The following is a 25,466-nucleotide window of genomic DNA, read 5'->3' on the forward strand; positions in this document are numbered from 1 at the left end:
GACTTTCAGTGTTTGATCTTGCCCGGCTGCGGCTGCTTCAACGCGATGCGCGTGCCCGCCTGGATTCCGGAAACCGCGGCATTGTCCGCCGAGCGCGCCAGCACGCTCACCGGCGCCGGCGTAAAGTGATCCCCATTCTGCACGTAAACATTGGGCTTCCCCTCAATCGGGAAAATGGCCTCCGCCGGCACAATGATGGCGTTGGGGATGCGCTTGGTCACCACATCCACGCTGCCGTTCATCGCCGGCTGCATGCGCGGCGAGAACTGATCGATGGAGGCGTTGACGCGAAAGACCTGCGGCGGCGGCCAGGTCGTCCCGAAGTCGGGTTCGGTGAGCGCGGAAATCGACAATATCCTGCCCCGAATCGGCAGCTCCGGCAACGAATCCAGCGTCATCCGGATCGGCTGGCCGGCCAGCAGTTGCCCGCGGGTGACTTCCGAGACCTTCGCCAGCACCTGCAGCGTTTTCATGTCCGGAATTTCCGCGAAGGCGCCGTTGCCCCACACACTGTCGCCCACCTTGAAGGGCGCCTCGTTGTCGTGCCCATTGGAGTGGTTCATCAGATAGGTAATGTGCCCGGTAATCGGCGCATGCACCGTCATCTCTTCAATCTGTTTGCTGATCAGATCGTAGTCCGCCTGGGCCTTCTCCTCCGAGCGCAGATCGGTAGCGATCTGCGCCGCGCTGGACGCCTTGTGCGACTGTACCGTCGCCTTTTCCACCTTGAGCTGTTCTTCGGCCATGCCCAGCGCCAGTTTGGCTTCCTTGCCGTCAATTGCGCTTTGCACCGACTTCAGCACCACATTCAATTTCGCCTTGGCGACCGCATTTTCATCCGTAGCGAGATCCAGGGCATCCTGCTGATCGGTAATCTTGGCCTGCGCCTGAACTTGCGCCAACTGGGCTTTCGCCTGATTGAGCGTCGCCAGATCGGAGACCTGCACATCTTTGGCCGTGCCGGAATCGAAGGTAGCCACCACCTCTCCGGCGTGTACCAGGCTGCCCGAAGGCGCCAGCGAGGCGATGATCAGTCCGCTGATGCGCGGCGCCTGAATTTGCACCGAGCGCACCGGATTCAGAGAACCACGCACCGACACGGTCACCTGAAACGTACCCTGGCGCGCGCTCACCGTGGGTACGTCCGGCGCCATGGCTTTGGAGCGGAAGGCTCGCACGCCGTAATACACCGCTCCCGCAATAAGGATCACCACGACGATTTGCAACCAGCGTTTCATCGCTATTCACCCGCTCCAATAATGACGGCCGGAACCTGCACGCGTTGCCCCGATTTCAGCCCGGCTAGAATCTGCACTTGCTGGTTGTCAAAGTTGCCCAACTGAACTTTTTGCTGCTTCCACTGGCCATCCGCCGTCTGCACGATCACGTAGGGCTGACTCTGCCCGAAATGCACCGCCCGGCGCGGCACCAGCAAATGCGACTGCGGACTGGTGATCTTCAGATCGATCGCCGCAGATAGATCGGGCAGCAACTTGGCGCTGGCCGCGTCCACCTGAAACAACGCCGAAAACGTGCGCACCGTGTCGCCGAACCCGCCCGTCGCCACCGCAATCGGACTGGCCGTCAGCAGATGCACCGGCAACACCACTCCCGGAAAAGCATCCAGCGTGAGCGTGCCTTTCATGCCCGGGGTGAGGGTGGCGTCATCGGCCTCATTGATTTGCGCGTTGACCTCCATGTTGGTAGGGTCAAATATGCGCAGCAGCTCCTGGCCGCTGAAAAGCTGATCTCCCGGTTCCGCCGGCCCCATGCCATCGCTGCGGCGCACCGGCACCAGCCCCACCATGCCGGAAATGGGCGCGCGAATCGTCAGTGCCTCGACGTTGCCCTCGTCCCGCTCCCAATTCACCTTCGCCTGATCGCTTTGCAGTTGCAACACCCGCAACTGCGCGGCATCGGCCTTCGCCATTAGGACATTCTGCTTCTCAATGCTGGCAATATCCGCTTTGAAGTTGGTGACGTTAATCTGGTCCGACTTGAGCTGAATCTCGGTCAGCACCGGCCCCTTCGACAGCTCCAGCTCAGCATTGCCGAAGTTCGTTTGCGCCTGCTTCAGGGTAGCCGCCCGCGTCTCGCTATTGGCTTTATTCACCGCCGCCTGGTTGGCGACCTTATGCACCGAGGCCTCGTAGGTCGCCTTGTCGTCCAGGGCATCCTGCGCCACCTGCGTGTCGTCAAAGCTGGCCAGGATCTCGCCTTGAGTCACCTTCGTGCCGCTGGCCACAATATTGACCAGAATCTTCATGAAACCCGCACCCCGGATGCGCGGCACCCGGATGACCTGGCTACGCACCGCTTGTGTGGTTCCCGAGACACGCAGATCGCGCGTCAATTTCCCCGGCGCAACGGTGACCGTGCTGTAGTTGGCAATCGCCGGATTTTTTGCCGCCACACTCGCCTGCGGGCTCGCCGCCGGCTTCTGCGCCGTGGCAACCGAACTGCAAGCCGAATTCAGCGCCACCGCGACCGCCAGGGCCACTGGCAGGCAGTACAGACGTAAGGCGTATGCGGTCCTCGCCGACAGGGTCGGGGCCACGGGCCCTCGGCCCTGTCGAGCGCCGAGCGGGTCGCACGGCACAGCCGGGCGGGGCCCCGTGCCAGTTAATGGGGTCGACATAAGAGTGCTTTCTAGTGTAAACGTCGTGACCGCGGCTTTGGTCACACTATGAGGGCAAGAAATTCACAGCTCGCCGTGCCCACCGCCACCACTTGGCTTCTGCGCGGCCTTGGGTGCCGGTTTGGTCACGCCAGCCGCCTGCGGAGGCATGGGAATCACCGGCGGCGGCGTGGGTATGGCAATCTGCAACTGCTGCGGGTTGATCGGACCAATGCCGGCGGCCGGCTGCTCCAACCCGGGCAGTCGTTCTTCACGAGCATCCGCGGCTGTCAGGCCGGCTTCTTGCGACTCTGCCGGCACCGGTAATTGCGCGGTGATCACCAGGACATCCTGCAAGCGCCCCAGTTCGGCGGCCGGTTTCACCGCCAGCGCCTTGAAGATTCCATCATGACTGGTGAGAACCGCCGTCACCGTTCCCACAGGGATACCTTTGGGGTATACCTGATCTTCGCCTGACGTGACCACTTCGTCTCCGGGCTTCACCACTTCGTTCTTCAAAACGTGCTCGACTTGCGCCGCCCCGGCGCCCAAGCCATGCAGAATGCCGCGATAGCCTTGCGCGCCCACCAGAACCCCCACCCCAGCGTCCGCCTGGGTAAGAAGCAGCACCTGCGAGGAGTTGGCGAGCACTTGGCTGAGCTTGCCCACCAGTCCCTGCGGCGTGATTACCGCCATATTGGTACGCAGACCCTGGTTGCGCCCCCGGTTCACGTAAATCGCCTGGGCATCAGGACTCGCTCCGTGGCTGATGACCTGCGCCGGCATGGTAATCATCGTAAAAGACCGGCGAAATCCCAGCAGCGCGTCCAGCCGCGGCAAATCCCGCACCGCCTGCCGAAGCTGCTGGTTCTGCAACTCCAGCTCGGTCACCTGCTTCTGCAATTGCTGATTTTGCTGATGAACGCCGCGCAGCGCGACATAATTCGCGGTGAAATCCCGCACCTTGCTGACGTAATGCTGCGAGATCCGCTCCGCCGGCAAGACCGCTTCAGCACTCCAAAGCCGGATCAACCGGATGCCGCCGGCCTCGGGGCTTCGGATCTGGTAGCCAAGCAGAAGGAGTTGACCCACCACCAGGCCCACCAGCACCCAACGACCGTGCCCGTAATGCCGCAACTCTGCCATCAGCTATCAGCTTTCCGCCACCAACCCTACCCTGTCAATCCCCGGTGCCCCGCGCCCACCACCACCCACCACCGCCTGTATCACTGATCAATGGAGATTTTGCGCAGCAGCTTGAAGTCGCTGAGCATTTTCCCCGTGCCCAGCACTACGCTCGCCAGCGGATCGTCGGCAATGGAAACCGGCAACCCGGTCTCTTCGCGGATACGCTTATCCAGGTTCTTGAGCAACGCTCCGCCGCCCGTCAGCACGATGCCCTTGTCGCTGATATCCGCGCTCAGCTCCGGCGGCGTGCGCTCCAGCGCCACCCGGATGGCATTGATAATCGTGCCCACGCTCTCGCTCAGCGCTTCCCGCACTTCCGCATCCTGAATCACCAGCGTCTTGGGCACGCCCTCGATCAGATTGCGGCCCTTGATCTCAAACGTCTCCGGCTGATCCAGCGGATACGCCGAGCCGATGCTGATTTTCACCTGCTCGGCCGTGCGTTCGCCAATCAATAGGTTGTACTTACGCTTCAGGAAATTGGTGATGGCGTCGTCCATCTCGTTGCCGGCCACGCGCACCGAGCGCGAGTAAACAATGCCGGAGAGCGAAATCACCGCGATGTCGGTGGTCCCTCCGCCGATATCGACCACCATGTTCCCGCTCGGTTCGGTAATCGGCAGTCCGGCCCCGATCGCCGCCACCATCGCCTGCTCCACCAGAAAGACTTCGCTCGCCTTGGCGCGATACGCCGAATCCATGACCGCCCGCTTCTCCACCTGCGTAATCTCGCTGGGCACGCCGATGACGATGCGCGGATGCACCAACACCTTCCGGTTGTGCGCCTTCTGGATGAAGTAGTTCAGCATCTTCTCGGTGACTTTGAAGTCCGCGATGACGCCGTCCTTCATCGGCCGGATAGCCACGATGTTGCCGGGCGTGCGGCCCAGCATCTCCTTGGCCTCCTTGCCTACCGCCTCGACCTCGCCGTTAACCCGATTGATGGCGACGATAGAAGGCTCGTTGACGACGATGCCCTTCCCGCGCGCGTAGACCAGGGTGTTGGCCGTACCCAAGTCGATGGCCAGGTCGCTCGAAAAAACGCTAAACAGGGTGCGAATACTCATCTTCTTTGGACCGGGGAGAGTCTCACAATAGCACAGCCAGATGGAGATTCGGCCCACTCCCGTTATAATCATTTCGGTTCCCCGTGTACTTGGCTTTAGAACAGAGTTTGGGTGAGGCGGTGCGCGCCCATCTGCGGCAGCGCTATGACTTCGAGCCCGCACAGTGGGTCGTGGAGCAGCCCCCGCGGCCTGAATTGGGCGAGTTCGCCCTGCCCTTCTGCTTCGAGCTGGCCAAGCAGCAGCGCCGCGCTCCGCGCCAGTTGGCGCAGGAAATCGCCGCCGAGCTGGCCCTACCGCCCGGCTTTGCCCGGCTCGAGGTCGCCGGCGCCGGCTATCTCAACTTCTACGTCGACCGCCTCGCCGCCGCCCGCTCTGCCTTTAGCGTCACCGAACCCGCCGCCGCCCGCAGCCAGCCGGGCAATCCCAAGGTTATCGTCGAACACACCAATATCAACCCCAACAAAGCCGCCCATATCGGTCATCTCCGCAATGCCGTGCTGGGCGATACCTGGGTGCGGCTGCTGCGCGGACGCGGCGAGCACGTCGAGGTTCAAAACCTTCAGGACAACACCGGCGTGCAGGTCGCCGATGTGGTCGCAGCTTTTATCCATTTGGCGGAACCCTCCACGGTCGAAGCCGCGGCGGCGCGCGTCGAGGCGGCTCTCGCCGGCCCCGGCGTCCGTTTCGATTACCTCTGCTGGGATCAGTACGCCGCCATCTCGCAACGCTACGCCGACGACGAAGCCGCGCTGAAGACCTGGCGCCCAGACACGCTGCACGCCATTGAAGCTGGCGACAACCCCGTGGCCGCGCTGGCCGATCGCATCTCGACCGCCATCGCCCGCGCCCACTTGCAGACCATGCAGCGGCTGGGCATCGCCTACGACCTGCTGCCGCGCGAAAGCGAAATCCTGCAGTTGCACCTCTGGGATCACGCGTTCCGCTTGCTGCAGGAGCGCCAGGCGATCCGGCTGGAAACCGAAGGCAAGAACGCCGGCTGCTGGGTCATGGACCGGCCCGGAACGGAAACCGCCGAGGGCGAGGAAGACACCAAGGTGATCGTGCGCTCCAACGGCACCGTCACCTACGTCGCCAAAGATATCGCCTACCAGCTTTGGAAATTCGGCTTGCTGCCCTTGGAGTTCGGCTACACCCCGTTCTACCAATACCCGAACCGTCACATCGCCTGGCGTACGGCGCTCGCGCGTGACCCCGCCGCTCCCGCCTTTGGCCGCGCCGGCTGGGTGTTTAACGTAATTGATACCCGCCAGACCTATTTGCAGGATGTCGTCGTCGATGGCCTCCGCGCCCTGGGCTACGCGCAACAGGCCGAACACAGCGTTCATTTCAGCTATGAGATGGTGGCCCTATCGCCCGCCTGCGCCGCCGAACTCGGCTACGCCGCCGCCGAAGGCGAGAAGCGCGTGGATGTTTCCGGCCGTAAAGGCACCGGCGTCAAGGCCGACGACTTGCTCGACCGCCTCCAGGCGCGCACCCACGAAGAAGTCGCCAAGCGCCATCCCGACATGCCCGCAGCCGCGCAGCGCGACGCCGCCGATGCCATCGCCATTGGCGCACTGCGCTACTTCCTGCTCAAGTTCACACGCAACACAGTCATCGTCTTCGATTTCAAGGAAGCGCTCAATTTCGAAGGCGAAACCGGCCCCTACGTCCAATACGCCGCCGTCCGCGCCCAGAGCATTCTCGACAAAGCCGGCAGCGCGCCGGACGCAACATTTCAGCAATCCTGGTCACACTACCTGAACGAACCCGATCACTGGAATTTACTTTGGCTCGCCGCAGGGCTCGAGCAGGCCGCGCGCAATGCCGTCGAAGCCCGCGAACCCGCCATGCTCGCCAAGTACGCCTTCGAGCTCGCGCGCGCCTTCAACACCTACTACCACCACCACCCCGTCTTGCAGGAACCGGACGCCGATAAGCGCGCGTTTCTGCTCGCCATCGTGCGCCTGACGCAGCGGCGGCTCGCTGAAGCCTTGCAGCTCATGGGCGTTCGGGTACCGCTGGCGATGTAGCTCGCCTCTCAAACCAGCGCGCGATCAGAATATCGGTCGAGGAATAAACCACGATCGAAAGCATAATCACCAGTCCGACCAGGTGCGCCATGTCCTCCGCCGCGGGCGTGGCCAATTCCAGAATCATCAGCCCGTAGACGACCGAGCCGAACCCTTTCGGCCCAAACCAGCCCGCCGCCAGCGTTTCTCCTCTTGAGAGCGCGCTCCCGATCATCGCAATCTCAATCGCCACCATCCGCACCGCCGCCAGCGAGAGCAAAACGAACGCAATCGCCGCCCCGCTCAGTGGTAGAAACAAATTCGGCGCCATCTGCAAGCCGAAGATCAGAATCGCCGCTAGCTTCAGCAGCTCCGTCACTCCTTCGCCAAACTCGTGAAACGCCGCGCGCACCTCCGGGTTGAACCGCGCCACGGCAATGCCGGCCGCAAAAGCTGCCAGAAAAATATTGGCGTGTACGCGCCAGCTCACCGCCAGCACCAGCAAGCCGATGGCAAAGGCATTGAGCGGCCGCAGAATCCCCGCCGCGCCAAAGAAGCGGCTGGCTTCCAGCCGGATCGCCAGCCACGGAATCACGATCCCGATACCCACGCCCGCAGCCAGCTCCACCGCCACCATGCCCAGGCTCGCCGGCTGCAACGCCAGTTCGCCCAGAAAAATCACCACTAGCGGCAGCGCGATGCCGTCGTTAATGCCACTTTCCACGTTGAGCAGCCGCCGCAACCGCTCCGGCACCGCATCAAAGCGGAAAATCGCCGAGACGAAGATCGGGTCCGTCGGGCTCAGCACCGATCCCAGCAAAATGCCTTCGATCCAGTCGAAGCCGAGCAAATAGTGCGCCAGCGCGGCAATGCCGACGATCGTCAGCGGCATGCCGATAGCCAGCGCCCGCGTCACCAGCGCCCGCGCGCCGGGCGGCGACGGTTCGCCGCCCGCGCGCATGCCGTCGGTAAACAGCACGCTGAACAGTGCCAGCTCCGCCAGGATGCGCAACCATTGCGGCCCCAGTCCCGGCAGCGCTCCAAAGGCCCCGCGTCCGGCCAGCAACCCGGCAAACAAAAACAGCACCGTGGTCGACAGCACCGTGCGCTGCACCAGCGCAGAAATCAGCACCGCGATCACCAGCGTGATCGCGAAAACCAGCAGCAGGGTCACTCCGCTAGTGTACGAGTGCCCGCCACCAGTCCCGCATCCCCGGCCAAAAGCCGTGCTTCACCGGTGAACCGCCCCCCGAGGTGACAGCGGCGAGAACATCGCTCGCACGCAGCCGCTGCGCCATCGCTTCCCGCGCGAACAATTCGATGTACCCATCCGCCGCCAGGATCACCGTCGCCGGCACCGCAATGCCGCCCCGCTCGCGCCGGTTGTACAAATCCCACGCCTGCACCGTCGCCCGCGCCGGGTCACACAGCAGCGGAAAGCTCAATTCGAGATCCTGCCGCAGCTTCGCCGCTCGCGCCGGCGGATCCACCGACAGCGCCGCCAGCGGGTAACCGGCGCCCGCAAATGCCTCCGCATACCGTTGAAATGCCACCAACTGGTGGATACAAAACGGTCACCAGTAGCCCCGATAAAACAGCAGCACCAGCCCCCGCGACCCGCTCAGCGTAGCAATGCTTTGCGGCACGCCGGCGTGGTCGCTCACCTCAAGCCGTGGCGCCATTTCCCCCTTGCGGACCATATGCGATTCTAACCCCTTGCGCCCGTGACCCGTACAGGTTACCATGAGGGCATGAAGCAGGTAGGCATTGCCGATTTCAAGGCTCATCTCAGCCAATATCTGCGCGAGGCCCGTGAGGGTGAAGCAATTACGGTCACCGACCGCGGCACGCCGGTCGCGCGACTGGGGCCGGCGCAGGCTAACGGGATTCGCATCCGGAGCGGCAAGGGCGACTTGCGGGGGCTCCCGCTGCCGCCACCCAACGACGTCGACTTCGACGTAGTCGAAATGCTGCTCCAGGACCGCGGGCGGCGCTGATGGCGTTTCTATATCTGGATTCATCCGTCGTGTTGCGCTATGTCTACCGGCAACCAGGTTTTTTGGAGCTGGCAAAACGGAGGGAAACCGTGGTCGCCAGCCCGCTAACCGGCGTCGAGTGCTTGCGTTCCCTGGATCGCATTCGCCTGGAGCAGCCCCCGCAGCCGAGCTGGCAGACAAGGCGTGCTTTGCTCTCGCTGGTTTTGGATCACGTGCAGGAGATTGACCTCACGCGGGCGATTCTGACGCGCGCTGGCGGGCCACTGGCCGTGCCGCTGAAGGCGCTGGATGCAATTCATCTCGCCAGCGCCCTGTTCTGGCACGAGCTCCACGGCGGACTCGGATTCGCCACTCATGACCGCGCACTCGCCCGCGCCGCCCGCCTCTACGGCCTCCAGGTCGTCGGGATCACCGACTGAGCCGCCTTACTCCGTTCGCAGCGCCCGCATTGGGTCAGCGCGTGCCGCCCGCCGTGCCGGCAGCCAACAAGCCACCACCGCCGCCCCCGCCAGGACGCCGGTCGCCGCCGCCAGCGTCGCCGGATCGAGCGGGCTGAGGCCATAAAGTTGGCTGCCAATCAGCCCGCGTACCGCCCAAACCCCCGCCGCACCTATCCCCAGCCCGATAACCGTAAGCCTCAACCCCATCCCCAAAATCAGCCGATACAGGTCGCTCCGCTGCGCCCCCAGCGCTATCCGCACCCCCAGCTCCCGCTGGCGCTGCCGCACCGCGTACGCCATCAGTCCATACAGCCCCGTCGCCGCCAGCAGCAACGCCAATATTCCAAAGATGCCCGCCGTGCCCGCTGCCATCTCAGGCTGCTGACCCCAGTTGTCCCAGTTCGCCGTCAGCGGCTGCGCATCGCCCAGCGCGAGATCCCGGCTCACCTCAGTCAACTGCCGCCGCACCGCAGGCAGCAGCACCATCGGATCGCCTCGCGCCACGCGCACCGCCAGCGACAGCGACCAGACATCCGCGTCCTGCGCGTAGGGCAGGTATAGCGCCGCGTGCGTGGCGCTGCCAGGCGTCACGATATCGCCAACCACGCCTACAATCGTGCGCGGGCATGTTGTTGCCAATGTAGGGCTTCACGGCCATGCCGACGGCAGCCTCAGTTCGCAATGAAGGCATGGCTTGGCGCAGCTCGGCAACAAAGCGCTGGTTCACAACGACCACCGGAGCCGCCTTGACCGTATCGTGCTCGTCAAAACCATGCCCGCGCAGCATACGCATGCGCAGGCTGCGAAAATACCCAGGCGTCACTTGCACCACATCAAACCCGAAGCCGTGGCCACGCGGCATTGGCTTGCCGCCCGCTCCAGCCAGCGAATTGAGACTCCACATCCCGCTCCACGGCAGGGTGAAGCCGGCCGAGGCCGCGCTCACGCCCGGCAGCTCGCCCACACGATCCAGGAATTTGCGCACGACCTCCGCACGGCGGGCCAGCGGCATCGCCACGGGAAGCGTCAATTGCGCGGTCAGCACCTGGCGCGGATCGAATCCGGGATCGCGGTGCGCCATATGGTACAGCGTGCGGCCCAGCAATCCCGCAGCCGCTACCAGCACCAGCGCGATCGCAACTTCCGCGATCACCAGCACGCTGCGGCTCCGATGCGCTTCACGTCCTCCCGTGACACGAGCGTCGGCGGCGGCGGCCGCGCCACGGCTTGCCATCCAGGCTGGCCAGCAGCCGATCAGCACCATGGCGGCAACCCCCAGCGCCACGGTATAGCCCACAACCCTTCCGTCGAGAACCGGAGTGAACCCCGGAGCCTCCATCTGCCGGCCAAGCTCTAAAATCACCGGCCAGGCCAGCGCCATACCCGCAGCGCAACCCCCAATCGCAAGCATCGTGGTTTCGGCGAGCATACCCGCCATCAGGTCACGCGGCCGCGCTCCCAAAGCCACACGCGTGCGCAGCGCCGGCAACTGCGCCATGCCGCGCGCGATGCCCAAGCCCGCCAGGTTGGCGCAGGCGAGCAGCAACACTAAACCCGCCCCCACCCACAATAACTTCAACTCGGTGGCAAACGCTGCCACGAAGGTCTGCCGGAAACCCGAAACCCGGGCATCCGAATACATCCCGCCGTTGTGATGCTGCCGGCGCAGCGCGGCAGCAATCGCATCCAGATCGCGCGTGGCCTGTTCGGCCCTCACGCCGGGCCGCAGGCGCGCAATCGGCTCCAGGAATCTGAAGCCAGTCGACTGGCTCGGCGGCGCCAACCCCGGCTTCGCCTCCGCCCAGGCCGCCGCCGTGATCCAATAATCCTCGGCCATGCCCGGCGGAAACACGAAGCCGCGCGGCGCCACGCCCACCAGCACGAACTCATGGCCCGAAATATGGAGCACACGACCCAATGCCGCGGCCCCGCCGCCAAAGCGCCGCTCGAACAGGCGATGGCTGATCACTATGGCGTCGACCCCGTCATCGGCGTGCGGGCGATCTTCGCCGCGCCGGAAAAATCGTCCGACGGCTGGCCGTATGCCCAACAGCGAAAACAAATTGGCCGAAACGATCATGCCCGTCAAATGCACCGCCTGCCCACGTCCGGTGAGCACGCCATCGGCCCCGCCCCACGCCGCCATTGCGCTAAAGCTATGGTTCTGGTCGCGCCAGGCTCGAAACTGCGGATAGGAGATGCCGGCCCAACGATGCGCGCGGCTGGAGCCCTGTGCGATGACCAACTCTTGCGGCTGGACATAAGGCAGCGGCCGCAGCAGCAAGGCGTCGGTCACGCTAAAGATAGCCGCGTTGGCAGCAATCGCCAACGCCAGCGTAATGATCACCGCCGCGGCGTAGCCCGGCGAGCGCCGCAGCGAGCGTGCTGCCAGACGCAGATCGCGCCCCCAGTGCTCCATCCATGAGAACCGCCGCGCGTCGCGCCACAGCGAGCGGATTTGATCTTCCCCGCCCAGCCTCAACCGCGCCGCCCGCCGCGCCGTCTCGGGCGCCAGCCCCTGCCGCTCGTACTCGGCCGTCAGCTCCGCCAGATGCTGCGCCAGCTCCTCCCGCAGCCGGCCCTCGTCAGCCACGTTCGCCTCCCGCCAGCACCCGCGCCATCAGCGCCGCCATCTGCCGCCATTCGCGGGTTTCGTTGCTCAACTGCTTCCGCCCAGCCGCGGTGAGCGAGTAGTAGCGCGCCCGCCGGTTATTTTCACTCGCCCCCCACTCCGACCGTATCCAGCCCCTCTGCTCCAGCCGCAGCAGTGCCGGATACAGCGTGCCCTGATTAATCGCCAGCAGATCTTCGGAGACCTGCTCGATGCGCCGTGCGATGCCGTAGCCGTGCAGCGGCCCCAGCGTCTCCAGCGTCTTGAGCACCAAAAGATCCAGCGTCCCGCGCAACACGCCGGGGGCGGGCTGGGGCTGCTGGGGCCCCCGGCCCGACCCGGCGTCAAGCGGGTCGCGTGGCGCAGCCACGCGGGGCCCCGCGCCTGTGATTCGATCGGCTTTGCTTTCTCCCATCGGATCTCCTTTAGAAAGCCAACAGAAGGGAGTGTACGTGCCTTTCTGTAGGAAGTCAACAGGAAGTGGCACGTGCCCCACCCGCCGCCTTATTACCGCTCCAATTCCGGACCCGCGCAGGTATCGAACCCCGCTGACTGCTTACCGCTGATCGCTGACCGCCGTCAGAGGGTCGCCCGGCTTGGCCGGGTGGGGCGAGCCACTCGACGATGCAAGCAACCCGCACCTTAGGAGCATGTCTCTCACATTGCAGCTTCTCCCATGCCCGTAATCACCGAACGGCGCGTCCACCACCGTCCGCTGCCGCACCTGCCTGCCCACACCCCCGGCGGAACCGTGCAGGCGGTCGGCACCGGCATCATCACCGGCGCCGCCGACGACGATCCCTCGGCAATCGGCACGTATGCCAGCGCCGGTGCAGCGTTCGGCCCCGGAATCCTCTGGGCTGCTCCGGTGCTGTTTCCGCTGATGACGGTGGTCATGTACCTGGCCGCCAAAATCGGCCACGTCTCCGGCGTCGGTTTTGCCGCCGTAATCAGGCAGCACTACCCGCGATGGATCCTGACCACCGTGGTTGTGGCCATCGTAGCGGGCAACGTTATTGAGGCAGCGGCGGATCTGGGCGGCGTGGGAGCGGCCTTACACCTCCTCAGTCCCCTGCCGGGGCTGTTCTGGGTTCTGCCGATAGCCGCTGGCATTTTAGCCATTCAGCTATTCGGCTCCTATACCTGGATCCGCAACGCGTTCCGCTGGCTCGCCCTCGCCCTGCTGGCCTACATTGGTTCGGCATTGCTGGCGAAGCCGGATTTGCTGCAGACGGTAAAAGCCACTCTCGTCCCACAGATCCATTGGAATCGAGATTACCTGGCGGTGCTGGTCGCCATGATCGGCACCTCGGGATCGACTTATCTTTACGGCTGGCAGGCCAGTCAACAGGTCGAAGAGGACATCTCCATGGGACGGCGCCGCCTCAGCGACCGTACGTCCACCACTTCGGCTACCACCCTCAAATCCTTGGCATGGGACGTTGTCCTGGGGATGTTTTTCAGCGTCGTGATCATGTATTTCATCTTGCTGTCTACCGCCGCCACAATCTATCCCACGCGCTGGGGCAGCATTCACACCGCTGCAGAGGCGGCGCAGGCACTGGCGCCCCTGGCCGGACACGCTGCCGGCGTTCTGTTTGCGGTGGGGGTCATTGCGGTCGGCTTTTTGGCCATTCCGGTGATGACAATAGGCGCGGCCTACGTCGTCTGTGACGCGGCCGGATGGAAGAGCGGCCTTTCGGCCAAGCGCAAGGATGCGCCCCAGTTCTACTGGATCATCACCGCGGTCATGATCGTCGCCGCAGGGCTGAATTATCTGGGCATGAATCCCATCCACGCGCTCATCGCCGCCGGCATTGTGCAGGGCTTTTTGGCTCCCGGCCTGATGCTGCTGTTGCTGCTGATTACCTGCAACCCCCGCATCATGGGCCCGTGGACGAACTCCCGCTGGGTGACTGTGGTGGCCGGCCTGGCCGCGCTGGCTTCGGCCGCCGCGGCAGTCGCCCTGATTGTCAGCCTGCACTGATGGCCGCGAGGAACTGTTCCGCAACCACCGCCGCCTCGAACTTCCGCACGTGGCGGCGCGACGCCGCAGCCATCTGCTCCCGCAAGCGAGCATCCGCCAAAAGACGCTGGAGAGCATCGGCTAGCTCGCCGGGATCACCGGGGGCAAACAGCAGCGCGTTCGTCCCTTCCGCTACGACCTCTGGAATTGCCGCCGCGCGTGCCGCGACGATGGGAAGACCCGAAGCCATGGATTCCAACAGCACGATCCCGAACCCCTCCTGACGGCTGGGCAGGCAGAAAACATCGGCATTGCGATACTCCTGCAGCAGCGCAGCTCGAGGGATGTGGCCGAGGAAGCTTGCGCGACCGCCCATCCGCTCGAGCCGCTTGCGCTCGGGACCATCACCTACAATGCGCAGCCGCACGCTCTCCGGCAACCGGCTCGTCGCCCGCAGCAGCGTACCGACATCTTTGCGCGGGTACAAATGCGCAACACAGAGGATGGTGAGCGGCCGGTCGGGAACCACCGGCGCCTGCTCCAACTCGCGCTCCCACGCGCCAACATCGAGCATTTCGGCAACCACGCGGATGCGGTCGGCCGGCACGCCGTAACGCCGCTCGATTGCGGCGGCGGCGTAGCGGCTGGTGGTCAGCACGCGGTGGGCTTGGCGCACGCGCCGGCGCTCCAGCCGCGATTGCATCCAGAGCCGGACCCGGGGAACCCCGTGCTCGAATTGCATTTCTTCCGCCAGCACGCCTTTGATGCAGGCAATCCGCGAGCGCGGCACAAACAGGCCATCCCAATCGAAGCCGATCACCGCCGCGCCCTCCGGCCAGGCCTGGCCCCGCAGGCGCCAGTTGAACGCCAGCCTCCGCCAGGCCGAGGGCGACGCGGCCGCGGGCGCGACCAGTTCCACCCGCGAACCCAGCGCGCGTAGCGACGCCTGCAGCGCCGCAATGCCCACAAACGTCCCGCTTCCCTGCCGCACATTCGCCGCCGTCCCGCTCACGAAAACGAGGTCCGGCACGGCTTTCATCTGGCTCGCTTGCATTAGCTAACTTCCTAGTCCATTATCAGCCTATGGCCGTACCCAAGCGTGCGAAGAAGAAGTCCGAGTACAACGTGCATGAGGCCAAAACGCAGCTTTCCCGGCTGCTCGCCCGCGCCGAAAAAGGCGAAACCATCACCATCGCCCGCGCCAACCGTCCCGTCGCCCGCCTCGTCCCTCTGCCCCAGTTACGCAAGTGGGGGACCGAAAGGGGCAGGATCTGGATCGCGCCCGACGCCTTTGACCCCGACCCGGAGCTGGAAGACATCATGTACAACGGCCCGGTATTTCCCGAAACGTGAAGGCCCTGATCGACTCGCACGCGTTTCTGTGGGCGCTCGAAGGAAATCCGCGGCTCGGCCCGGAAGCGCGCGGTGTGCTCGACGGTGGGGGAAATGAGCTCTACCTCAGCTTGGTGAGCATCTGGGAGCTAGCCATCAAGGCCAGCGCAGGCAAGCTCGATTTGCCGCAGCCCGCCTCGCGTTATCTCGAGCGCGAAGCGGCCGCAAGGGATGTAACGCTACTGCCCCTGCGGGTTGCTTACGTGCAGCAAATGGAGCTTCTACCCTTTTATCACCGTGATCCCTTTGACCGCATGCTGGTGGCGCAGGCCCTGGTCGAAGACCTGGTGCTGCTCACCGTCGACCGCCAGCTCGCGCGCTACGGCGTGCGCGTCATTTGGTGAGGCCCACTTTGAGCTTCACCGGCGCCTCGCCGGCCGCCACCAGCTTGCGATTGAACGCCGCCAGCGGACCCGACTGAATCTCCTGGAACCGCGCCAGCACCTGCTCGAGTTTGGTGCTGAGTGCATGGACGACCGCATACGTCTGGTCCGTCGGCCGCGCATCGTAGCTGCCCTCGATCACACCCATCAGATGGCCGATGCGATTGTTGAGCTTGATCGGGAAGTTCAGCGGATCCTCCGAAGCATGGCTCTTCGTTTGATAGATCGTGTGCTCAATGTTCGTGAGCTGCGCCACCAGAGCGTCGCCATCAGCCTTGAGCGCGGCGTCCTGAGCGATGCGGTCCTGCACCTGCGGCCGCAGCGCCCGCACATCGATCACCGCCTGATTCGCCCGGCTCTCGGCCGCAACCACCTGCTGGTCGAGGTCAAACTGCGCCTTGAGATCTTCCATCGTCGCGCTGCTATGCGGATTCGGCAGCACGGTGAAATGCACCGCCTGCGGCGCGCCGCCATCGACGCTGAGTTCAGCGCGGTAGCCGCCCGGCAGCGCGATAGGACCGTTGGTAATGTTAGCGCCCCACAGCACCATGCCCTTAAACGTCGTGGCGCCGGGATAGCGCAGATCCCACGTGAACTGGCTAATGCCGGCTTGGGTCGCCGGCGCTGCCGGCGCGCGGCGGAAGAAGCTCTCCTCCGCGGGCGCGTGCTTGCCCGGCTTGGCGCTAGTGTAGGTTTGAACCGTCCGGCCGTTGGCATCGAGAATCGTGATCTTCACCTGATGCGCCGCCTCCGGCAGGTAATAGCTCAGAGTCAGCCCGCGCCCACCGCGCGCCGCCGCCCGCGGCGTGAACAGATGCGGCGCATCCGCGCTGGCCACCGCCGGCGTGAGCTGCCGCAGGTAATCCATATTCCGCAGCGACCAGAAGCCCCGGCCCATGGTCGAAATCACCACGTCGTGCGCCGCCAGCTCGATGTCGGAAACCTGCTCATCCGGCATATTCAGCCGCAGCGATTGCCACTGGTCGCCGTTATCGAACGAAATATAAATCCCGTGCTCGGTGCCGGCATACAGCAGCCCGGGGCGCTTGAGGTCCGCCCGCACGGCGTGAACGTAATCGCCCGGCGCGATGCCCTTGACGATTTTCGTCCAGCTCTTGCCAAAGTCGGTGGTCCGAAAAATGTAGGGCGCGCGATCATCCTGCAAATAACGTTCGACCGCGGCATACGCCGTGCCCGCCGTGGTCGGCGAGGCCTCGATCAGACTGACGCGCCCCAGGTGCGGCATGTCCGGCGGGGTGACGTTGGTCCAGCTTTTCCCACGGTTGCGGGTAATGTAAATCAGCCCGTCGTCCGAGCCGGTCCAGATCACGCCCGCCACTTTGTGTGAGGGCGCGATGGTGAAAATGGTCGCGTAAACTTCCGGACCGTTCATGTCGTGCGTAATCGGTCCGCCGCTGTCGCCCAGCGTGGCCGGGTCATGCAGCGTCAAATCCGGACTGATTTTCGTCCAGCTCTGGCCTTCGTCCGTCGTCATCCAGAGGTGCTGGGACGAAGTGTAAAGAATGTGCGCATCGAAGTTGTCAAACACAATCGGGAAGGTCCACTGCCACCGCTCCGGCAGCGCCGACGACGGTTCCCCGGAGAAAAAGCGCGGGTACGGCTCGACGTCGCGGCACTCGCCCGAGCGCCGGTCGCAGCGGCTGAGCAGCGCCCCCTGGCTGCCCGCATAGAAGATGTTGGGGTCGGTTGGGCTCGGCGCGATGTAGCCGCTTTCCCCACCCCCCACGTCATAGCCCGCTGCCCACATCCCGCTGCCGCCGAACCGGCGTGGCGGCGTCGATTGTACGCAAATCGTGCCGTCGTCCTGCTGGGCGCCGCAAACCTGGTAGGGATCATCTTTCGTCAGCGCCACGTGATAAAGTTGCGCCGTCGAGTAGGTCTCCGGACTCCAGCTCTGCCCGTCGTTCGTGGTCACCGTCGCGCCGCTGTCGTTGCTCACGACCATGCGCTGATCGTTGTTGGGATCGATCCAAACCGCGTGCGTATCCCCGCCTCGCACCCGCTTCCAGCTCACTCCGCCATCGGTGGATTTATAGAACCCGACGTTGCCGGCGTAGACGACATCCTTCTTCTGCGGGTCGGCGAAGATATTGCTGAAGTAGAAGGCACGCTGCCGCACCGTATCCTCACTGTTCACCCGCTTCCAGGTCGCCCCGGCGTCGTCCGAGCGGAACACGCCGCCATCGCGCGCTTCCACCAATGCGTAGAGCCGGTTGGAATCGACCCCGCTCACCGTGATCCCGATCTTGCCGATTACGCCCGTCGGCAGGCCTGGATTACGGGTAATTTCCTTCCACGTCCCGCCCCCGTCGGTGGACTTGAACAACCCGCTGCCCGGTCCGCCGCTGGCCATGCCCCAGGACTTGCGCCACGCCTGCCACAGCGCGGCATAAATCACTTGCGGGTTGCGCGGATCAAGTGCCAGGTCGATCGCGCCCGTCTGGTCATTACGGTAGAGAATCTTCTTCCAGTTCTTGCCGCCGTCGGTGGACTTGAACACACCCCGCTCGGCGTTCGGCGCCGACGGATGCCCTAGCGCCGCCACATAGACGATGTCGGGGTTCGCCGGATCAATGCGAATGCTCGAGATGATCTGCGAATCGGCGAGCCCCACGTGCTGCCACGTCTTGCCGCCGTCGCTCGTCTTGTACACCCCGTCGCCCTGCATGATGTTGCCCCGCAGCGCGCTCTCGCCCATGCCGATGTAAACGACATCTGGGTTCGACGGCGCAACCGCCACCGCGCCCACCGAGGAGCTGTGCAACTGGCCATCGGTCACCGGCTTCCAGGTCAACCCACCGTCGGTGGTCTTCCACAGGCCCCCGCCGGTCGCGCCCGCGTAGTACTCCAGCGGCCGCGCCGCCGAGCCCGCGCTGGCAATGGAGCGGCCCGCTCGTCCGGGGCCCAGATTCACCCAGCGCAGGTTATGGAACAGCGTCGCAGGATAGGAGGACTGAGCCGGAGCCAGCAGTGCCAGGGCACATGCCGAAGCGATCAACACGAGAGCGCGTTTCATGCGCGCTAGCATACCGCACCCACTCGCCGCTGGCCAGCTTTTGTTATACTCCCTGCGATTTGCACTCTCGGGAGGGAATCATGCACATTCGGCGTTGGTTCTGGATTTTGGCCCTACTGACCGCGGTGACTGCCGCGCAGTCACCCGCAGCCACGCGGCTCACCGTGCCCGGCATCGCGCAGCCCGTGACCATCCGGCGCGACCACTGGGGCATCGCCCACATCTACGCCCAGAATGAGCACGATCTGTTCTTCGCCCAGGGCTACAACGTCGCCCACGACCGCCTCTTCCAGCTCGAGCTCTGGCGCCGCCAGGCCACTGGTACACTGGCCGAGGTGTTGGGTCCGAGCGCGGTGCAGCGCGATATCGGCAACCGCCTCTTCCAGTACCGCGGCGACCTCACGCAGGAGCTGAACTGGTATCACCCCCACGGCGCCGCCATCGTGCAGGCCTTTGTGGATGGCATCAACGCCTATGTCGCCCGCACCGAGCAGGACCCCGCACTCCTCTCACCCGAATTCAAAATGCTGCGCCTGAAGCCCGGGCGCTGGACCCCGGCGGTGGTCATTACCCGCTTCAATGGCCTGCTCGGCAATGTCAACCGCGAGATCAACCTTGCCGAAGCGGTGCGCGCCATTGGCCCGGCCGAGGTCGATGAGCTGCAAAACTTCCAACCCACCCACCCCAACCTCACCCTCGACCCGGCCCTGCAAAACGCACCCCTGACGCCGCAAATCCTGGCCATCTACAACGCCTTCCGCCGCCCCCTGCGCTTTCATGGCACCGAGATCGCAGCCACCGCCCAAGCGACGCTGCCGCCCACACCCTTCGATCTCGAGCGCCAGTTGCAGACCATTGGCAGCAACAACTGGATCGTCAGCGGACGCCTCACGCCCGGCGGCTTCCCCCTCATGGCCAACGATCCCCACCGCATGCAGGAGGCCCCCTCCCTGCGCTACTGGGTGCATTTAGTCGCGCCCGGCTGGGACGTGATTGGCGCCGGCGAACCCGCCCTGCCAGGCATTTCCATCGGCCACAACCAGTACGGCGCCTGGGGTCTGACCATCTTCGGCGGCGACACCGAAGATCTCTACGTCTACGACACCAATCCGGCCAACCCGTTGCAGTACAAATACCGCGGCGAGTGGCTGACGATGCAGGTCATCCCCACCACCATCGATGTCAAAGGGGCCGCCGCGGTCCACGTTGAGCTCAAATACACCCGCCACGGCCCCGTCGTCTACGAAGACGCCGCCCACCACAAAGCCTACGCGATTCGCGCCGCCTGGCTCGATAAAGGCGCCGCACCCTATCTCGCCAGCTTGCGCATGGATCAGGCGCGCAACTGGCAGGAATTCCGCGCCGCCTGCGCCTACAGCCGCGTGCCCAGCGAAAACATGGTCTGGGCCGGCGTCAACGGCGACATCGGTTATCAGGCCGTGGGCATCACCCCGCTCCGGCCCAACTGGAGCGGCCTCGTCCCCGTGCCCGGCGACGGCCGCTACGAATGGGACGGCTACCTGCCCATTCTCGACCTGCCGCACGCCTATAACCCCGCGAAAGGCTTCTTCAACACCAGCAACAATTACCTCATCCCCAACGGCTGGCCCTACGCGAAGGCCTTGCATTACGAATGGGCCGACGCCTTCCGCGCCCGCCGCGTCGCCGAGGTCCTGGGCTCAGGCCAAATCTTCACCGTCAGCGACATGGAGCGGCTGCAGAACGACGACACCTCCCTGCCCGCGCGCGCGCTCGTGCCCCTGCTGCGCGGCCTGCAAATCTCCACCGGCCCCGTGCGCGATGCCCAGCGCCAACTCCTCGCCTGGAACGACGTCCTCGACAAGGACTCCGTCGCCGCGGCGACCTTCGAAGCCTGGAAGCGCCGCCTCGTGGTCAACCTCAAGCAGCTCCTCGTCCCCAAAGCCGCTCAGCCTTATCTCAGCCTGAGCCTGACCAAATGCATCCGCTGGCTGGAGGCCCCCGATGGCCGCTTCGGTTCCGATCCGATCGCCGGCCGCGACGCCCTGCTGCGCAAGAGCCTGCGCGAGGCGGTGGCCTCACGACCCATGGCGCCTTGGGGTACGTATCATCGCGCCACCATCTTCCATCCCCTCAGCCCCATCCTCTCCCCTGCCGACCGGGCCCGCTTCGACGTTGGCGACGCCCCCCGCAGCGGCGGCGGCGTCACCGTCGATGCCACCGGCGACGGCCCCAACCAAGTCGCGGGCGGATCCTTCAAAATCATCACCGACACCGGCCACTGGGACGCCTCCGTCGGCCTCAACAATCCCGGCCAGTCCGGCGACGTGCGCAGTCCGCACTATCGCGACCTCTACGTCCTCTGGTCCCAGGGCAAATACTTCCCCATCTTCTTCAGTCGCACCAAAATCGAGTCCGTCACCGGCCAAACCCTCACCTTGGAACCCACCGCCTTGCACCCATAGTGCGGCCCGTCACCGCCGGCACTGGCGGCTGTACACTGAGGGCATGCACAACGAATTCACCGCCGTTTTCGAAAACGACGGAGAGTGGGTTATCGCCTACAGTCCGGAAATCCCCGGAGCGAACGGACAGGGGCGCACCAAGGACGCAGCGCGGGAAAGCCTGACGGCGGCGATCCAGTTGATCCTCGAAGAACGCAGGAACGAAGGTTTGCGCGCTGTGCCGGAAGGCGCCGAGCGCGAGGTCGTCACCATCGCGTGAAGCGCTGGGCGCTCTTGCGGCACCTGCGCCGCTTTGGCTGCGCGCTTCGGCGCGAGGGAGCCGCGCACTCCATCTGGACTGGACAAATCCTCGTACTGGCGCTTTCAGCGCCGTCCCACGCCATAAGGAATTCCCCGACCAGCTCGCGCGCCGGATCTGCCAGCAATTGGGTATTCCACAATTGCGCTAACGCAGTGTCGCGGCCGCCGCGCTCATGTATAGAACTTCGCTGTCAGCCATCAGCTTTCAGCGCTCAGCTTGGCACTTGTGTCCGGGAGGTCCCAGACCTTAACCTTTGTCACCAACTCCGCCGTCGCCCATCCCGCCTGATGGCTGATGGCTGATGGCTGATGGCTGATGGCTGATGGCTGATGGCTGATGGCTGATGGCTGATGGCTGATGGCTGATGGCTGATGGCTGACCGCCCTCACCGCTCCGCTGCGTCCCCCGCAGTCGCCCCCTTGCCCAGCAGGTACTTCGCATACCAGTCCAGATACCGCCGATAGCGGTCGCGCAAAAAGCTGGGCCGCCGGAAGCCGTGCCACTGCCCCGGATACAGCACCAGTTCGGTCGGCACATTCAGCGTCTTCAGCGCCTCGTACATCTGCTTGTTGCCCACCATGGGAACGTTCATATCCAGCAACCCGCTCATATATAACGTGGGCGTCTTGATGCGGTCCGCGTGCAGCAGCGGATACCCGATCTTCTGGTAGGTGGCCCAGGCCTTGGCATCCCACGGCGGCCCAATCTCGTTGTCGTACTGGCGGATATACTCGTCCACCCCGTAGAGCGAGAAGGTAAAGCCGGTGCCGGCGCCGCAAGTGGCCGCCTTGAAACGCGGATCGGAGGCGATCATGTAATCCGTCGAGATGCAGCCATAGCTCCAGCCGCCCACTCCCAGCCGGTTGGGGTCAGCGATGCCGCTCTGGATCGCCCAGTTCACACCCGCTTCCAGATCTTTTTCCTCCAGGTTGCCCCAGTCGCCGGCAATCACCTGTGAGTACGCCTGCCCGCGGCCATTGCTGCCGCGATAGTTCACGTTCAGCACGGCATAGCCGTGAGCAGCAAAAATTTGGTTTTCAAAGCTGAAGCTGTAGTCGTCCTGCCCGGTCGGGCCGCCATGAATGCGCAGCAAAAACGGTACCCGGCTGGCGGTCTGATAATCCACCGGCAGCGTCAGAATGCCGTGCGCGCTGTTGCCATCCGAGGCCGTAAACTCCACCCCCCGCACCTTGCCCAACTGCAGTCCGGCAAATAGCTTGTCGTTCTGGTGGCTGAGCTGATGCACCGTACCACCAGCGAGGCGGTAGACCTCATCTGCTTTTTCCGGATAGCCAATGATCGCCGCCTCGCAACCGGCTTTCTCGGTAAAGTCCGACACGACGATGGGCGGATTCAGTAGCTTGGTTTCGCTGCCATCGGCCAGCGCGAACCTGGCCGGGTAGCTGGAGCGGTCATCGGTGACCGTCACCTCGATGGATTGGCCGTCGGCCGTGAAATGCGGATTGTTGACGTCGCGGTCGAAACTGGGCGCCACCAGCCGCGGCGCGCCCGACCCATCCGCAGCGATCACTGCCAGCCGCGGCATGGCGTACATGTTCACCCTCGGCGCGGTGGATTTCAGAAACGCGATCGTGTGGCCGTCCGGCGACCAGGCCGGCTGGCCGGTGGCGTAGTAGTCCTCCTGCGTCAACTGCTTGGCCACCGCGCCCGGGCGCACATCCATGACGTAGAGCTGGCCGGTGTAATCGCGGTCGGGATGGGCATCATGGTTGCTGAAAAAGGCGATCCGGCGGCTGTCCGGCGACCACGCCGGGTGGCTCTGGTCGTAACGCGGGTCGGTCAGCAGCGAGAGCTTTTTCGTGGCCAGATCAAAAATGTAGATATGCGTCTTGCGGCCGGTCAAATACCCGACGGTGTCCGCCTCGAACAAGTAATGCTGGATCACCACCGGTGAGGGCGGCTGCGCCTGATCGTGATGCGAGAGCTTGTACAGCGTGGCTGCAGAAGGGTCTTCAATCTCCAGCGCCAGCTTGCGGCTGTCCGGTGACCAGACGAAGCTGTGCAGCGAACCCAGCGTCGCGGTCAACTGCACCGCTTCCCCGCCCCGCCGGTTCAACAGCCACACCTGATTGCCTTTGGCCGGCCCGGAGCGGGAAGAGGTAAAGGCCAGGTACTGACCGTCGGGCGACCACAGCGGCGAAGACTCGGAGCCGTCGGCGGAGTTCGTCAGTTGCACGTTCTCACTGCCATCGTATTTGGCCATCCAGATATGTGACTGGTGCTTGTCTTTCTTGACATTAATGCTGCTGACTACATACGCGACCCACTGACCATCCGGCGAACATTGGGGATCGCGGACGGAGCGCACCGCGTTCAGGTCGTTGATCCGCAGCGGACGGCGCGCCGCCGGTGCGCTTTGCGCGCCGGCCAGCGTGGCCGCGGTCAACAGTCCAGTGAGAAGCGCGAGGGTGGGTTTGTACCTTTTGTCCATGGCCGTGAGTATAATCCAAGCTGCCCCCCGGGGCGAGGACCTCTTGTGGAACCGCTCACCATCATCCGCATCGTCCACGCCAGCGTACTCATTCAGTTCGGAGCTTGCAGTGTGCTTACCGATCCCTGGTTCGCCGAGCGCCCCGGGCACCACCATGGCGAGCCCCTGGGCCTGCGCCTGGCCGATCTGCCCCAGCTATCTGCCGTAGTCTGCAGTCACAATCATTTCCACCATTTTGATATGCAGAGTTTCGCCCAATACCGTGACCGGGGCGTACCCATGATCGTGAACCGGGGCATGGAGAAGCCGGCGCGTCGGGCTGGCTTCAGCAATATTTTTCCGCTGGAACCCTGGCGCTCGGTGACCCTGGGACCACTGCGCGTCAGCGCCACCCCCTCCCGCCACGGCGTCCCCGATAACACCTACGTCCTCCACTGCGGCGGACGGCGCGTCTTTTTCGCGGCCGACTCCCTGGGCGTGGCCGAAGCCCGCAACCTGACCGAACGCTACTCCCACCCCGATGTGGCCCTGCTGCCCATCCAGGGCCTGCGCCTGCCCTTCTGGTTCAACCACCAACTGGTGATGAACCCCCAGCAGGCGGCGGCGATTGCCGGCCTCCTCCAGCCCCGCTTTGCCGTGCCCACACATTACCGGCTCTCCTACAGCGGCTTTCGCGACCGTTTTCTTTTCCAGACCAGGGGCAGTCTCCAGGCCTTTGCCGCCGCCATGGCCGCCGCGGCGCCGCAGACGCAAGTGCGCGTGCTGGCGCCCGGCGAGCCTCTGGTCATTGATTAATCGCCTATGGCCACCAGCGCTCTCCTCCCCGCCAATCCCTTGCCGCCGGCGCGCCGCAGTTTCCGCTGGGCTTCTCTGGGTCCGTTTCTGATCCTCGCCGCAACCGCCTCGCTTCTCCACGCCAACTGGCTGCTTATTCCCGCACGCTTTCCGGTGCACTGGGATCTGCAGGGCCAGGTCAACGGCTGGGCTACCCGCAACTTCTGGGGCGTGTACGGCATGCTGCTGCTCGCCGCACTTTTTTGTGCTTTGGATCTCTTCCTCGGCTGGGCAACCCTGCACTGGGCCGGACACCCCCGCGGCGCCGCCAGCCCCGCCCGCCGGCGCAATGCCGCGTGGGCGCTGCTGGCCTGTTCCTACCTCCTCGCCCTGGCTTTCAGCTTCGTGGCCCTGCTGCCCTTGCGCGGCGCCAGCCTCTCCGCCGCCAACGCCCTCGTCATCGTGCCCACCGTGTTGATTCCCTGCGCCGCGGCCATCGCCGTCCTGGTGGCCTGGCAATCACACCCCGCCGGCGCCCACCCACGCAGCTCGCCCCCACCCGAGCCTCACCACCAAGCCCACTGGGTCGCCGGCGTGGTTTACTACAACCCCGACGACCCGTCGATTCTCGTCCCCAAGCAGTTTGGCTTCGGCTACACCCTGAACTTTGCCCATCCGCTGTCCTGGTGGCTACTGGGCGCGACGGGCGCTGCCATTACCGTGGCGATGCTCCTCTCCTCGCCGCATTAGTGCGCAATCCCGCCAGCATTGCCTCAATAGCTGAT

Annotated in this window: 22 protein-coding genes and 1 pseudogene; 11 read left to right on the forward strand and 12 right to left on the reverse strand. The window is 64.6% G+C overall.

The genetic code is table 11. From position 1 onward, the window contains the following. Window positions 1–5 precede the first annotated feature (5 nt). The 4 genes from EPN33_00075 to EPN33_00090 form a co-directional block, all read right to left on the reverse strand. Window positions 6–1,238 carry an HlyD family efflux transporter periplasmic adaptor subunit gene (locus EPN33_00075; GenBank protein ID TAN24206.1) on the reverse strand — a complete coding sequence of 411 codons (1,233 nt, stop codon included), beginning with the start codon at window positions 1,236–1,238 and terminating at the stop codon, window positions 6–8. 2 nt (window positions 1,239–1,240) lie between these two features. Next, complete coding sequence (locus tag EPN33_00080) at window positions 1,241–2,638, reverse strand: HlyD family efflux transporter periplasmic adaptor subunit (protein ID TAN24207.1); 1,398 nt, start codon at window positions 2,636–2,638, stop codon at window positions 1,241–1,243. Window positions 2,639–2,701: 63 nt separating this feature from the next. Then, window positions 2,702–3,763 carry a rod shape-determining protein MreC gene (mreC, locus tag EPN33_00085; GenBank protein ID TAN24208.1) on the reverse strand — a complete coding sequence of 354 codons (1,062 nt, stop codon included), beginning with the start codon at window positions 3,761–3,763 and terminating at the stop codon, window positions 2,702–2,704. Window positions 3,764–3,843: 80 nt separating this feature from the next. Continuing rightward, window positions 3,844–4,872 (reverse strand): rod shape-determining protein, encoded by a 1,029-nt coding sequence (locus EPN33_00090; GenBank protein TAN24209.1) that lies wholly within the window; start codon window positions 4,870–4,872, stop codon window positions 3,844–3,846. An 83-nt stretch (window positions 4,873–4,955) separates the two neighbouring features. Here EPN33_00090 and EPN33_00095 point away from each other — a divergent pair, with 83 nt between their 5' ends. After that, the gene (locus tag EPN33_00095; protein TAN24210.1) at window positions 4,956–6,905 is read left to right on the forward strand and encodes an arginine--tRNA ligase; all 1,950 of its coding nucleotides are present in this window, start codon (window positions 4,956–4,958) and stop codon (window positions 6,903–6,905) included. Here EPN33_00095 and EPN33_00100 read toward each other — a convergent pair. Both EPN33_00100 and EPN33_00105 read right to left on the reverse strand, forming a co-directional pair. Next, window positions 6,874–8,058 carry a sodium:proton antiporter gene (locus EPN33_00100; GenBank protein ID TAN24211.1) on the reverse strand — a complete coding sequence of 395 codons (1,185 nt, stop codon included), beginning with the start codon at window positions 8,056–8,058 and terminating at the stop codon, window positions 6,874–6,876. The two genes, EPN33_00095 and EPN33_00100, sit on opposite strands and share 32 nt — an antisense overlap. A 4-nt stretch (window positions 8,059–8,062) precedes the next feature. Further along, complete coding sequence (locus EPN33_00105) at window positions 8,063–8,449, reverse strand: redoxin domain-containing protein (protein ID TAN24212.1); 387 nt, start codon at window positions 8,447–8,449, stop codon at window positions 8,063–8,065. Window positions 8,450–8,635: 186 nt separating this feature from the next. Between EPN33_00105 and EPN33_00110 the strand changes: the two genes are divergently transcribed. Both EPN33_00110 and EPN33_00115 read left to right on the forward strand, forming a co-directional pair. After that, window positions 8,636–8,881: a type II toxin-antitoxin system prevent-host-death family antitoxin gene (locus EPN33_00110; GenBank protein ID TAN24213.1), complete on the forward strand. Its 246-nt coding sequence runs from the start codon at window positions 8,636–8,638 to the stop codon at window positions 8,879–8,881. Further along, entirely contained in the window at window positions 8,881–9,300 is a 420-nt protein-coding gene (locus EPN33_00115; protein TAN24214.1) for a PIN domain-containing protein, read from the forward strand. The genes EPN33_00110 and EPN33_00115 overlap by 1 nt, the downstream gene beginning before the upstream one ends. 6 nt (window positions 9,301–9,306) lie before the next feature. Here the strand turns inward: EPN33_00115 and EPN33_00120 are convergent, their stop codons facing one another. Genes EPN33_00120 through EPN33_00130 form a run of 3 tightly spaced genes read right to left on the reverse strand, consistent with a single transcriptional unit; the run spans window position 9,307 to window position 12,347 of the window. Continuing rightward, on the reverse strand, window positions 9,307–9,912 hold the full coding sequence (locus tag EPN33_00120; protein ID TAN24215.1) for an FtsX-like permease family protein: 606 nt from the start codon (window positions 9,910–9,912) through the stop codon (window positions 9,307–9,309). After that, the gene (locus EPN33_00125; protein TAN24216.1) at window positions 9,770–11,914 is read right to left on the reverse strand and encodes an FtsX-like permease family protein; all 2,145 of its coding nucleotides are present in this window, start codon (window positions 11,912–11,914) and stop codon (window positions 9,770–9,772) included. The genes EPN33_00120 and EPN33_00125 overlap by 143 nt, the downstream gene beginning before the upstream one ends. Then, a complete protein-coding gene (locus EPN33_00130; protein ID TAN24217.1) occupies window positions 11,907–12,347 on the reverse strand; it encodes a PadR family transcriptional regulator in 441 nt (146 codons plus the stop codon). The genes EPN33_00125 and EPN33_00130 overlap by 8 nt, the downstream gene beginning before the upstream one ends. Before the next feature lie 261 nt (window positions 12,348–12,608). Between EPN33_00130 and EPN33_00135 the strand changes: the two genes are divergently transcribed. Further along, a complete protein-coding gene (locus EPN33_00135; GenBank protein TAN24218.1) occupies window positions 12,609–13,919 on the forward strand; it encodes a divalent metal cation transporter in 1,311 nt (436 codons plus the stop codon). Here the strand turns inward: EPN33_00135 and EPN33_00140 are convergent. After that, the gene (locus EPN33_00140) at window positions 13,906–14,952 is read right to left on the reverse strand and encodes a glycosyltransferase family 1 protein (GenBank protein ID TAN24219.1); all 1,047 of its coding nucleotides are present in this window, start codon (window positions 14,950–14,952) and stop codon (window positions 13,906–13,908) included. The genes EPN33_00135 and EPN33_00140 overlap by 14 nt on opposite strands. A gap of 29 nt (window positions 14,953–14,981) precedes the next feature. Between EPN33_00140 and EPN33_00145 the strand changes: the two genes are divergently transcribed. Further along, window positions 14,982–15,251 (forward strand): type II toxin-antitoxin system Phd/YefM family antitoxin, encoded by a 270-nt coding sequence (locus EPN33_00145; protein ID TAN24220.1) that lies wholly within the window; start codon window positions 14,982–14,984, stop codon window positions 15,249–15,251. Next, complete coding sequence (locus tag EPN33_00150) at window positions 15,236–15,634, forward strand: type II toxin-antitoxin system VapC family toxin (GenBank protein ID TAN24221.1); 399 nt, start codon at window positions 15,236–15,238, stop codon at window positions 15,632–15,634. Before EPN33_00145 ends, EPN33_00150 begins: the two co-directional genes overlap by 16 nt. Here the strand turns inward: EPN33_00150 and EPN33_00155 are convergent. Next, a complete protein-coding gene (locus EPN33_00155; GenBank protein TAN24222.1) occupies window positions 15,624–18,710 on the reverse strand; it encodes a glycosyl hydrolase in 3,087 nt (1,028 codons plus the stop codon). The genes EPN33_00150 and EPN33_00155 overlap by 11 nt on opposite strands. Window positions 18,711–18,790: 80 nt before the next feature. Between EPN33_00155 and EPN33_00160 the strand changes: the two genes are divergently transcribed. From EPN33_00160 to EPN33_00170, 3 genes and pseudogenes are all read left to right on the forward strand, one after another. Further along, window positions 18,791–21,154, forward strand: coding sequence for a penicillin acylase family protein (locus tag EPN33_00160; protein TAN24223.1), 2,364 nt, complete (start codon window positions 18,791–18,793; stop codon window positions 21,152–21,154). A 43-nt stretch (window positions 21,155–21,197) separates the two neighbouring features. Beyond that, window positions 21,198–21,413, forward strand: coding sequence for a type II toxin-antitoxin system HicB family antitoxin (locus EPN33_00165; protein ID TAN24224.1), 216 nt, complete (start codon window positions 21,198–21,200; stop codon window positions 21,411–21,413). Beyond that, window positions 21,410–21,603: pseudogene (locus EPN33_00170) on the forward strand (type II toxin-antitoxin system HicA family toxin). The gene EPN33_00165 and the pseudogene EPN33_00170 overlap by 4 nt, the downstream one beginning before the upstream one ends. Before the next feature lie 237 nt (window positions 21,604–21,840). On the opposite strand, the gene EPN33_00175 reads toward EPN33_00170, so the two are convergent. Continuing rightward, window positions 21,841–24,063 carry a S9 family peptidase gene (locus EPN33_00175; protein TAN24225.1) on the reverse strand — a complete coding sequence of 741 codons (2,223 nt, stop codon included), beginning with the start codon at window positions 24,061–24,063 and terminating at the stop codon, window positions 21,841–21,843. On the opposite strand from EPN33_00175, the gene EPN33_00180 reads away from it, so the two are divergent. Continuing rightward, the gene (locus tag EPN33_00180) at window positions 23,692–24,702 is read left to right on the forward strand and encodes an MBL fold metallo-hydrolase (protein TAN24226.1); all 1,011 of its coding nucleotides are present in this window, start codon (window positions 23,692–23,694) and stop codon (window positions 24,700–24,702) included. The genes EPN33_00175 and EPN33_00180 overlap by 372 nt on opposite strands. Before the next feature lie 6 nt (window positions 24,703–24,708). Then, window positions 24,709–25,431, forward strand: a complete 723-nt coding sequence (locus tag EPN33_00185) for a DUF1648 domain-containing protein (protein ID TAN24227.1) — start codon at window positions 24,709–24,711, stop codon at window positions 25,429–25,431. Window positions 25,432–25,466 lie beyond the last annotated feature (35 nt).

The organism is Acidobacteriota bacterium, from assembly GCA_004299485.1.
Taxonomy (GTDB): Bacteria; Acidobacteriota; Terriglobia; order Terriglobales; family SCQP01; genus SCQP01.